Annotated in this window: 1 pseudogene; it reads right to left on the bottom strand. The window is 61.6% G+C overall.

The annotated features are described in order from the left end of the window. A pseudogene (locus FEF27_RS13945) lies at window positions 1-726 on the bottom strand (DDE-type integrase/transposase/recombinase); the annotation flags it as partial.

Raw genomic sequence — 726 nt, 5'->3', positions numbered from 1 at the left:
AGGAATCGTTTCAGTGTTTGGTGGAATCGTTCGATTTTTCCCTGGGTCTGTGGGTGTCCGGGGGATCCGTTCTTCTGCCGGACCCCGAGCAGGGGTAGAAGGTATTCAAAGCTGTTGCGACCGCCACCGGATCTAGCGGTGTAGACCCGCCCGTTGTCAGTCAGTGTCGATGCCGGGGCGCCATAGGTCTCTACGGCGTGGAGGAAGGTGCTCACTACGTCATCGCCGGTGACCGGGGTGTGGGCGGTGCAGGAGAGGAGGTAGCGGGAGTGGTCATCAAGCCAGTTCAGGACCTCCACGGTGGTTCCTGGGCTCAGGTGCCAGTGGGTGAAGTCTGATTGCCAGGTCTCGTTAGGTTGAGCTGCTTCGAAACGGACGAAGGAGGACTTCGGTCGCTTCCGCGGTTCGGCGGTGATCAACCCGTGGGCGTGAAGTATCCGGCGGATCGTTGAGGTTCAGGGGGCTCTCTGATGGGTTTGCTGAAGGTGCCAGGCGATAGTGACTGGGCCTGCGTCATGGCCTGAGGCGACTAATGCTTGGCGCAGTTCGATGATGCGGTCCCTGGCCTGCTCGGAGGTGGCGGCTGGGTTGGTCTTCGGTCGTCTCGAGCGCGGTTCGATCGCTTCGAGGCCGCCTTCTCGGTAGCGGGCCAGAAGCCGGTGGAGTTGCCGGCGGGAGATGCCGTATTTCTCCGAGGCGGGCTTGTCAAGTAGTTTGTGTACGGGG

Source organism: Nesterenkonia sphaerica (genome assembly GCF_005771565.1).
Taxonomy (GTDB): Bacteria; Actinomycetota; Actinomycetes; order Actinomycetales; family Micrococcaceae; genus Nesterenkonia; species Nesterenkonia sphaerica.
Note: the sequence above shows the minus strand (reverse complement) of the source record. Positions and strands in the feature narration are given on the sequence as shown.